Source organism: Streptomyces sp. NPDC002536 (assembly GCF_053594995.1).
The window spans coordinates 120,806-131,348 of sequence record NZ_JBSFWU010000005.1 but is presented as its reverse complement, the minus strand read 5'-3'; the positions used below and the strand labels follow the sequence as shown (position 1 = coordinate 131,348).

Sequence of the window (10,543 nt, the reverse complement as noted above, 5' to 3'; positions counted from 1 at the left end):
CGTAACGACTTCTCGACTGTCTCAACCATAGGCCCGGTGAAATTGCACTACGAGTAAAGATGCTCGTTTCGCGCAGCAGGACGGAAAGACCCCGGGACCTTTACTATAGCTTGATATTGGTGTTCGGTTCGGCTTGTGTAGGATAGGTGGGAGACTGTGAAGCATGCACGCCAGTGTGTGTGGAGTCGTTGTTGAAATACCACTCTGGTCGTGCTGGATGTCTAACCTGGGTCCGTGATCCGGATCAGGGACAGTGTCTGGTGGGTAGTTTAACTGGGGCGGTTGCCTCCTAAAGAGTAACGGAGGCGCCCAAAGGTTCCCTCAGCCTGGTTGGCAATCAGGTGTTGAGTGTAAGTGCACAAGGGAGCTTGACTGTGAGACCGACGGGTCGAGCAGGGACGAAAGTCGGGACTAGTGATCCGGCGGTGGCTTGTGGAAGCGCCGTCGCTCAACGGATAAAAGGTACCCCGGGGATAACAGGCTGATCTTCCCCAAGAGTCCATATCGACGGGATGGTTTGGCACCTCGATGTCGGCTCGTCGCATCCTGGGGCTGGAGTCGGTCCCAAGGGTTGGGCTGTTCGCCCATTAAAGCGGTACGCGAGCTGGGTTTAGAACGTCGTGAGACAGTTCGGTCCCTATCCGCTGCGCGCGCAGGAGTCTTGAGAAGGGCTGTCCCTAGTACGAGAGGACCGGGACGGACGAACCTCTGGTGTGCCAGTTGTTCTGCCAAGGGCATGGCTGGTTGGCTACGTTCGGGAGGGATAACCGCTGAAAGCATCTAAGCGGGAAGCCTGCTTCGAGATGAGGACTCCCACCCACTTGATGGGGTAAGGCTCCCAGTAGACGACTGGGTTGATAGGCCAGGTGTGGAAGACCGGTAACGGTTGGAGCTGACTGGTACTAATAGGCCGAGGGCTTGTCCTCAGTTGCTCGCGTCCACTGTGTAGGTTCTGAAGTAACGACCCGTGAATATAGCCGTGTCGATATCTTCATAGTGTTTCGGTGGTCATAGCGTTAGGGAAACGCCCGGTTACATTCCGAACCCGGAAGCTAAGCCTTTCAGCGCCGATGGTACTGCATGGGGGACCGTGTGGGAGAGTAGGACGCCGCCGAACTATTATTCAAAAAAGCTCTGGTGTTTGAACTTCGGTTCAGACACCGGAGCTTTTTTGTTTCCGCGATGCAGTGCGGAGCGTCATGCCGTGTTCACGTTGCGCCGTCACCATCCGCAGGTATGGGGACAGAGGAGATCCTGACGGCGGCAGGTGTGGGCTCCGGGGACGAGGTCGTCGTGCCCTCGTACGCAACTCCCGGTGCGGCCGAGGCGGTTCGGCGCGTGGGTGCCGTGCCGGTTTTCGCGGACATCGATCCTGGCACCTTCTGCCTCGACCCGGCAGCGGTCGAGGCCGCCGTGACCTCGCGCACCGCGGCCGTTGTGGCCGTGTCCCTCTTCGGGCACCCCGCAGAGCTGCCGGCCCTTCAACACCTGGCCGATCGCCGGGGGTTGCTCGTCGTCGAGCATCACGAGCACGGCCGCGTCGAGTCCGAGCTCCCGGATCCCCGCCGGCAGGCCCATGCGGCCTATCTCGACGCCCGTCTCACCGGGCTGCTGACTCCGCCCGTGGCCCCGGGAGTTCGCCACCTCTATCACTCCTATGTCGTGCGTGTGCCCGGCAACGGCCGCCCGGATCGGGACGCCTTTGCGCGGGCCCTTCGTTCGCGTGGCGTCCGGTGCCATGTGCCCGTACAGACTCCGGTGCACCGAATGCCCGCGTTCCGGCGGGAGTTGTGGCTTACCGAGACCGAGCGGGCGGCCGATGTCTGTCTCGCTCTGCCCGTCGGGGAAGAGATGTCGCGGCGCGAACTCCAGCGTGTGGTGTCGGCGTGCAATGCGCTCGGCGGGCTGATGCCCGCGGCCGCGTAGCCAGGTGGTCAAAAGGCCGTCCGACCATGGGGTATGCTTTATCTCGTTGCCGGCCCCAATAGCTCAGTCGGCAGAGCGTCTCCATGGTAAGGAGAAGGTCAACGGTTCGATTCCGTTTTGGGGCTCTGAAGAAGAAGGCCCCCGCCACTCGGCGGGGGCCTTCTTCGTATGTGTCCGCGCCCGCGGATCAGTCGTCCTGGCGCAGGGGCTGACGCTCCGGCACCCGCATCGCGAGGATGGCCATGTCGTCGGAGGCGGGCTCCGCGGCGAAACGTTCGACCGCTCGCAGCACACGGGCCGCGACCGCACCCGCCGTCAGGCCCGTACAGGTCGTCAGGACGTCCGTCAGGCCGTCGTCGCCCAGCATGCGGGTGCCCTCGCGACGTTCGGTGACGCCGTCCGTGACGCACAGGAGTACGTCGCCCGGCTCCAGGGTGACCGTCTGCTCGTAGAGTTCGAGGTCCTCCATGACGCCCAGCAGCGGCTGGGGTTCGGCGGCGGCCTCCACGGTGCCGTCCTGGCGCAGGCGCAGCGGCAGCGGGTGGCCGGCGCAGACGACCTTCAGTACGGCGCTGCCGTCGTGCTGGGGCCACAACTCGCCGTAGAGCAGGGTGAGGAAGCGGCTGCGGGCGCCCTCGTCGAGGATCGCCGCGTTGAGCCGCTCCAGGACGGCGGGTCCGCCGAAGCCCTCGCGGGCCAGCAGGCGCAGGGCGTGCCGGGCGAGGCCCGTCACGGCAGCGGCCTCCGGGCCCGTACCGCAGACGTCGCCGATGGCGAAGCCGTAGGCGCCGTCGCGGATGGGGAACAGGTCGTAGAAGTCGCCGCCGACCTCGTTGCCCTCGCCCGCGGCGCGGTAGATGACCTCGACCTCGACGCCGGGGACGTGCGGGAGCTCGGGCGGGAGGAGGCTGCGCTGGAGGCTCTGGCTGATGGCGGTGCGCTCGGAGTAGAGGCGGGCGTTGTCCAGGGCGAGGGCGGCCCGGCGGGAGAGGTCCTCGGCGAGTTCGAGGATCTCCTGGCGGAAGTGGTCGTCGCTGGGCTTGCCGAGGGTGAGCATGCCGATGACGCGGTTGCGGGCGACCAGCGGCAGGACGACGGTCTCGCCGCCGACCGCGGCCGCCGTGGCGAGCGAGGTGCCCGGGCCGGGGATGTGGCCGGTGGCGTCGGCGAGGCCGAGGCTGCGCAGGGAGGAGCGCAGGGCCGCGGAGTGGGCGGCCTCGGAGGGGGCCGACCAGACGCGGGCGCCCGGGGTGTTTACCGGGTCCGGCGGCGGGACCTTGGAGAGCAGGTTCTTCAGGCCGTCGATGCGGTCCTCGTCCTCGTGCAGGACGTAGGACAGCTCGGGGTCGGAGCTCTGGTCGGCGATGGTGTAGACCGCGCACCAGGTGGCCAGGGTGGGGACCGTCATCTGGGCCATGAGGGCCAGGGTCTGGTCCCGGTCGAGGGTGCCGGCGAGCAGGTCGGAGGCCTCGACGAGGAAGGAGAGGGAACCGCGGCGCAGCCGCTCCAGCTCGCCGAGGCGGGCGGACTCGACGGCGAGGGCGATGCGGTCGGCGGCGAACTGCAGCCGCAGGGCCTCCTCGTTGCCGTAGCGCCGCGGGGACTCGGCGGCGACGCCCAGCGAGCCCGTCAGGCGGCCCTCCACCTTGAGCGGGACGGTGACGACCGAGCGCATGCCGGTGTTGGCCAGCAGGGGGACGGCGCCGGGGACGGCGCTGAGGTCGTCGTGGACGGCGGGCATCCGGGCCGAGCCGTAGCGGCCGGTGCCGGCCTCGACGGGGACGCGGGCGAAGCGCTGGCGGGCGGAGGGCAGGCCGGTGGAGGCGCGGACCTCCAGCTCGGTCTCGTCGTCCGTGGCCAGCAGGAGGTAGGCGGAGTCGCCGTCGAGCATGTCGCGGGCGCGCTCGACGGTGCGCTGGAGGAGGCCGTCGAGGTCGTCGGGGGCGGGGGAGCCGATGAAGACCTCGAAGGGGTCCGTGGCGGTGCCCCGCTCGGCGGTGGCGGCGTCGGCCGCGGGGGCGCGCTGCGGGCTCTGCAGGACGGCGCGCTCCTCGTCGCGCACGAGCAGGCAGACGGTGGAGGGGGCGCCCTCGGCGTCGCGGACGCGCAGGTGCGAGGCGTAGACCGGGACGACGCGGCCGTCGGCGCCGCGGACGCCGTAGGAGCCCTCCCAGCGGGACAGCCGCAGGGCCTCGGCGATGCCGGTGGAGGTGCCGGGGGTGTGCGGCCAGGCGGCGAGGTCGGTGAGGGGCTTGCCGGTGATCTGGTCGGCGGTGAAGCCGAAGAGTTCGTGGGCATCGTCGTTCCAGGAGGTGATGCAGCCGGTGCGGTCGATCTGGATCACGGCGACGCGGACCCGGGTGTCGGCCAGCGGCAGGGCCGCGGCGGGCAGGGCGGGACCGGCGGAGCGGGTGCCCGCGGGGCGGTCGGGGAGGTCGAGGCGAAACCACACCTTCTTGCGGGTGGACGTGTACTCGACACCCCAGCGGGAGGCCAGTGCGGCACAGAGCAGCAGGCCGCGGCCGCCCTCGCGGTCGACGCCGCCGAGCCGGCCGGCGGGGCTCTGCAGGGGCAGTTCGCGCTCGGGGTAGCGGTCGGCGACCTCGACGCACACGCCGCCGTCCGCGCGGGTGCACAGGACCTCGGCGGCGGTGCCGGCGTGGACGACGGCGTTGGTGACGAGTTCGCTGGTCAGGACGACGGCGTCGTCGATGATGTCCGGGAAGCCCCAGCCCTGGAGGGTGTCCCGGACGAACGTCCGGGCGGCGGCGACCGAGCGTCCGACCGGCTCGAAGGTGGCGGCTGCCCGCGCGGTGATCACAGGTCTCCTCGTGTGCGTCTCGGCGATCTGCTCACGCATGTGCAGCGCCCCTCCATTGCCCTGGCCGGATGCCAGGTTACTTACCCCCGCGCCCCGGGCGGAGGCCGGTGCACAGTGATTCCACCTTGGGGGTATCGGGTGGACTGTGTGCGATGCTGCCGGAGGTTATGACCTGGTTGGGCTGGAGTGAAACACTGGGAAAGCTCGAAGCGGAAGCCCGACGAGGATGATCGACCCAGCGGGAGGGACACGGTGGAGTCTGGCGCAGCGGCGCGGGGCGTGAGCACGCGCGCGAAGGGCGGACGGTCCCGATCCAATGGGACGACGGAGGTGGACACCGCGGCCCTGAACCGGCTGCTGTCGGCACTGGAGGCCATGCGGGACGGGAACTTCCGCAAACGTCTGACGGTCTCGGGCGACGGCGCGATGTCCGAGATCGCCGCGGTGTTCAACGAGGTCGCGGACCGTAATCTGCAGCTCACGGGCGAGCTGGCGCGGGTGCGCCGGGTGGTCGGCCGGGAGGGCAAGCTCACCGAGCGGCTGGAGGTCGGCGCCTGCGAGGGGGCCTGGGCGGCCGCGATCGACGCGTCGAACGCCCTGGTCGACGATCTGGTGCGGCCGGTGTCCGAGGTGGGCCGGGTGCTCTCGGCGGTCGCCGAGGGCGATCTGGAACAGCGGATGGACCTGCGCTCGCAGGGAGCGGACGGTTCCGCGCATCCGCTGCGCGGCGAGTTCCTCAAAGTCGGGCGCACGGTCAACGGGCTGGTCGACCAGCTGTCGGCGTTCACCGACGAGGTGACGCGGGTGGCCAGTGAGGTGGGCACCGAGGGGAAGCTGGGCGGGCAGGCGCGGGTGCGCGGTATGTCCGGCTCCTGGAAGGACTTGACGGACTCCGTCAACACGATGGCGTCCCGGCTCACCGCCCAGGTGCGTGATATCGCGCTGGTGACGACGGCGGTCGCCAAGGGCGATCTCTCCCGGAAGGTCACGGTGCATGTGGCCGGGGAGATGCTGGAGTTGAAGAACACCGTCAACACGATGGTGGACCAGCTGTCCTCGTTCGCCTCCGAGGTCACGCGGGTGGCGCGCGAGGTGGGTACCGAGGGCGAGCTGGGCGGCCAGGCACAGGTGCCCGGGGTGGCCGGCGTCTGGAAGGACCTCACCGACTCGGTCAACCTGATGGCCGGGAACCTGACGGCCCAGGTGCGCGGCATCGCGCAGGTGACGACGGCGGTCGCGAACGGCGACCTGTCGCAGAAGGTCACGGTCAGCGCGCGCGGCGAGGTGGCGCAACTGGCCGAGACCATCAACCAGATGACCGAGACGCTGCGCACGTTCGCCGACGAGGTGACACGGGTGGCCAGCGAGGTCGGCGCCGAGGGCCTGCTGGGCGGCCAGGCGCAGGTGCCGGGTGCGGCGGGTACGTGGAAGGACCTCACGGACTCGGTGAACACGGCCTTCCGTAACCTCACCGGGCAGGTGCGGGACATCGCCCAGGTGACGACGGCGGTGGCGAACGGCGACCTGGGGCAGAAGGTCACGGTCGATGTCTCCGGCGAGATGCTGGAGTTGAAGAACACCGTCAACTCGATGGTCGACCAGCTGCAGTCCTTCAGCGGTGAAGTGACCCGTGTGGCACGGGAGATCGGTGTCGAGGGCGAGCTGGGCGGCCAGGCGGCGGTGCCGGGTGCGGCGGGCACGTGGAAGGACCTCACGGACTCGGTGAACACGGCCTTCCGCAACCTCACCGGGCAGGTCCGCAACATTGCGCAGGTGACGACGGCGGTCGCGAACGGCGACCTGTCGCAGAAGGTCACGGTCGACGTCTCCGGCGAGATGCTGCAGCTGAAGAACACCGTGAACACCATGGTGGACCAGCTGTCCTCGTTCGCCGACCAGCTCACGCGGATGGCGCGGGACGTGGGCACGGAGGGCCGGCTCGGCGGTCAGGCCCGGGTGGACGGGGTCGGCGGCACGTGGAAGGAGCTGACGGACTCCGTCAACTTCATGGCGGGAAACCTGACTTCGCAGGTGCGGCAGATCGCCCAGGTGACCACGGCGGTGGCGCGCGGTGATCTGTCGCAGAAGATCGATGTGGATGCTCGCGGCGAGATCCTGGAGCTGAAGAACACCATCAACACGATGGTCGACCAGCTCTCGGCGTTCGCCGAGCAGGTGACCCGCGTCGCCCGCGAGGTGGGTACGGACGGCCGGCTCGGCGGTCAGGCGCAGGTGCCGGGTGTGGCGGGTGTGTGGCGCGATCTGACGGACTCCGTCAACGGCATGGCCGGGAACCTGACCGCCCAGGTCCGCAACATCGCCCAGGTCGCCACGGCGGTGGCGCGCGGTGATCTGTCGCAGAAGATCGATGTGGATGCTCGCGGCGAGATCCTGGAGCTGAAGAACACCCTCAACACGATGGTGGATCAGCTCTCCTCGTTCGCCGAGCAGGTCACGCGGGTGGCGCGCGAGGTCGGCACCGAGGGCATCCTGGGCGGCCAGGCCGAGGTGCAGGGCGTCTCGGGCACCTGGAAGGACCTCACCCAGTCCGTGAACTTCATGGCCAACAACCTGACGTCCCAGGTGCGCAACATCGCCGAGGTGACCACGGCGGTGGCCAAGGGCGATCTGTCGAAGAAGATCACGGTCGACGCCAAGGGCGAGATCCTCGAACTCGTCACCACCGTGAACACGATGGTGGACCAGCTGTCGGACTTCGCCGAGCAGGTGACCCGGGTGGCCCGCGAGGTGGGCACCGAGGGGCAGTTGGGCGGCCAGGCGCGGGTGCGCGACGTCACCGGCATCTGGAAGGACCTCAGCGACAACGTCAACCTGATGGCCAACAACCTGACCAGTCAGGTCCGCGGGATTGCGCAGGTGGCCACCGCGGTCGCCAACGGCGACCTGACCAAGAAGGTCGGCGTGGAGGCGCGCGGCGAGGTCGCGCAGCTCGCGGACACGGTCAACATCATGGTCACCACCCTGTCGTCCTTCGCGGACGAGGTGACCCGGGTGGCCCGCGAGGTGGGCACCGACGGCATCCTCGGCGGCCAGGCGCGGGTGCCGGGCGTGAGCGGTACGTGGAAGGACCTCACCGAGTCGGTGAACTCGATGGCGTCCAACCTCACCGGGCAGGTGCGCAACATCGCGATGGTGACGACGGCCATCGCGCAGGGCGACCTCACCAAGAAGATCGACATCGATGCGCGCGGCGAGATCCTCCAGCTGAAGACGACCATCAACACGATGGTCGACCAGCTGTCCTCGTTCGCCGACCAGGTCACCCGCGTGGCCCGCGAGGTGGGCACGGAGGGCCAGCTGGGCGGTCAGGCCCGGGTGCGGGACGTGGACGGCACCTGGCGCGACCTGACGGAGTCGGTGAACGAGATGGCCGGCAACCTGACCCGTCAGGTGCGCGCCATCGCCGAGGTCGCCACGGCCGTGACCCGCGGCGACCTCAACCTGCGGATCGACGTGGACGCGGCGGGCGAGATCCTGGAACTCCAGGACAACATCAACACGATGATCGCCAACCTCCGCGAGACCACGCTCGCCAACAAGGAGCAGGACTGGCTCAAGGGCAACCTGGCCCGCATCTCCGGCCTGATGCAGGGCCGCCGCGACCTGGAGGACGTCGCCGGGCTCATCATGAGCGAGCTGACCCCGGTGGTCTCCGCGCAGCACGGCGCGTTCTTCCTGGCGATGGCGACGGACCTGCAGGAGGGCGGCAGCGGCGAGGACGCCTACGAGCTGCGGATGCTCGGCTCGTACGGCTACTCGATGGGCGCGATGCCCACGTCCTTCCGGCCGGGCGAGTCGCTGATCGGCACCGCGGCCAAGGAGAAGCGGACCATCCTGGTGGAGAACGTGCCGCCGGGCTATCTGAAGATCGCCTCCGGGCTGGGCGAGGCGCCGCCGGCCCATGTGATCGTGCTGCCGGTGCTGTTCGAGGGCCAGGTCCTGGGCGTGATCGAGCTGGCGTCCTTCCAGCCGTTCGCGCAGATCCAGAAGGACTTCCTCAGCCAGATCGCCGAGATGATCGGCACCAGCGTCAACACCATCGGTGTCAACACCAAGACCGAGGTGCTGCTCAAGCAGTCGCAGGAGCTCACCGAGCAACTGCGCGAGCGGTCGGCGGAGTTGGAGAACCGGCAGAAGGCGCTGGAGATCTCCAACGCCGAGCTGGAGGAGAAGTCCGAGCGGCTGGCGCGGCAGAACCGCGACATCGAGGTGAAGAACACCGAGATCGAGGAGGCCCGGCAGGTGCTCGAGGAGCGCGCCGAGCAGCTCGCGGTCTCGATGCGCTACAAGTCCGAGTTCCTGGCCAACATGTCGCACGAGCTGCGCACCCCGCTCAACTCGCTGCTGATCCTGGCCAAGCTGCTCGCCGACAACGCGGAGGGCAACCTCTCCCCGAAGCAGGTCGAGTTCGCCGAGACCATCCACGGTGCGGGCTCGGACCTGCTGCAGCTGATCAACGACATCCTGGACCTGTCGAAGGTCGAGGCGGGCAAGATGGACGTCAGCCCGACCCGGATCGCGCTCGTCCAGCTCGTCGACTACGTGGAGGCCACGTTCCGGCCGCTGACCGCGGAGAAGGGGCTGGACTTCTCCGTGCGCGTCTCGCCGGAGCTGCCGGCCACGCTGCACACCGACGAGCAGCGGCTGCTGCAGGTGCTGCGCAACCTGCTGTCGAACGCGGTGAAGTTCACGGACTCGGGCGCGGTCGAACTGGTCATCAGGCCCGCCGGAGTGGACGTCCCGGACAGCATCCGGGAACAGCTGCTGGAGGCCGGCTCGCTGCGGGACGCCGACGCCGACATGATCGCCTTCTCGGTCACGGACACCGGCATCGGCATCGCGCAGAGCAAGATGCGGGTCATCTTCGAGGCGTTCAAGCAGGCGGACGGCACGACGAGCCGCAAGTACGGCGGCACGGGCCTGGGCCTGTCGATCAGCCGGGAGATCGCCCGGCTGCTCGGCGGCGAGATCCACGCGGCCAGCGAGCCCGGCCGCGGCTCCACCTTCACGCTCTACCTGCCGCTCAACCCCGGTGAGCTGCCGCCCCACGGCTACCACCCGGAGGCGGGCGGTGCGATCGCGGCCGTGGAGCCGGGCGGGCTGATGGCCTCCGGGGACGGTGCCGGTGCGCACGCGCCGGAGCGCGGTGCGGCGGGGCTGTTCCTGCGCCGCCGGCGCGCGGCGCAGGCCGCGGCGGGGCTGCGGCCCGCGCTGCCGGCGTCCGGCCAGGCGGAGGCGGCGGTGCCGGGGGCGCGGAGCGCCCGGGTGGCCGCCGGGCACGAGCCATGGCCGGTGGATGCGCACAGTGACGGCCCGGACGGGACGGCGCACGGTTTCAGCGGCGGCTTCCACGGCGAGAAGGTGCTGATCGTCGACGACGACATCCGCAACGTCTTCGCCCTCACCAGCGTGCTGGAGCAGCACGGGCTCTCGGTGCTCTACGCGGAGAACGGCCGTGAGGGGATCGAGGTCCTGGAGCAGCACGACGACGTGGTGGTGGTGCTGATGGACATCATGATGCCGGAGATGGACGGCTACGCGACGACGGCTGCGATCCGCAGGATGCCGCAGTTCGCGGGGCTGCCCATCATCGCGCTCACGGCGAAGGCGATGAAGGGCGACCGGGAGAAGAGCATCGACGCCGGGGCTTCCGACTATGTCACCAAGCCGGTCGACACGGATCACCTGCTGACGGTGATGGAGCAGTGGATGCGCGCCGAGTGACAGTTGCTCGGAAGGACTTTGAGCGTCCGCTGACTGACTGTGGCCGATGAC

3 protein-coding genes, 1 tRNA gene and 2 rRNA genes are annotated in these 10,543 nt (G+C 69.0%); 5 read left to right on the top strand and 1 reads right to left on the bottom strand.

Going from position 1 to position 10,543, the window contains the following annotated elements:
• The 4 genes from ACWD4B_RS03745 to ACWD4B_RS03730 all read left to right on the top strand — a co-directional run.
• A 23S ribosomal RNA gene (locus tag ACWD4B_RS03745) occupies positions 1-926 on the top strand; the annotation flags it as partial.
• Positions 927-1,000: 74 nt separating this feature from the next.
• Positions 1,001-1,117: ribosomal RNA gene (rrf, locus tag ACWD4B_RS03740) — 5S ribosomal RNA — on the top strand.
• Positions 1,118-1,236: 119 nt separating this feature from the next.
• On the top strand, positions 1,237-1,926 hold the full coding sequence (locus tag ACWD4B_RS03735; protein ID WP_451419235.1) for a DegT/DnrJ/EryC1/StrS family aminotransferase: 690 nt from the start codon (positions 1,237-1,239) through the stop codon (positions 1,924-1,926).
• A gap of 52 nt (positions 1,927-1,978) precedes the next feature.
• Positions 1,979-2,051: transfer RNA gene (locus ACWD4B_RS03730), tRNA-Thr, on the top strand.
• A 62-nt stretch (positions 2,052-2,113) separates the two neighbouring features.
• Here the strand turns inward: ACWD4B_RS03730 and ACWD4B_RS03725 are convergent.
• Complete coding sequence (locus ACWD4B_RS03725) at positions 2,114-4,747, bottom strand: SpoIIE family protein phosphatase (RefSeq protein ID WP_451419239.1); 2,634 nt, start codon at positions 4,745-4,747, stop codon at positions 2,114-2,116.
• A 252-nt stretch (positions 4,748-4,999) separates the two neighbouring features.
• Here ACWD4B_RS03725 and ACWD4B_RS03720 point away from each other — a divergent pair, with 252 nt between their 5' ends.
• On the top strand, positions 5,000-10,492 hold the full coding sequence (locus ACWD4B_RS03720) for a HAMP domain-containing protein (RefSeq protein WP_451419234.1): 5,493 nt from the start codon (positions 5,000-5,002) through the stop codon (positions 10,490-10,492).
• Positions 10,493-10,543: the final 51 nt, after the last annotated feature.

What these genes read in the sequence shown, in the direction of transcription:
- ACWD4B_RS03735 (WP_451419235.1), top strand. Translation starts at nt 1,237, where the DNA reads ATGGGGACAGAGGAGATCCTGACGGCGGCAGGTGTGGGCTCCGGGGAC.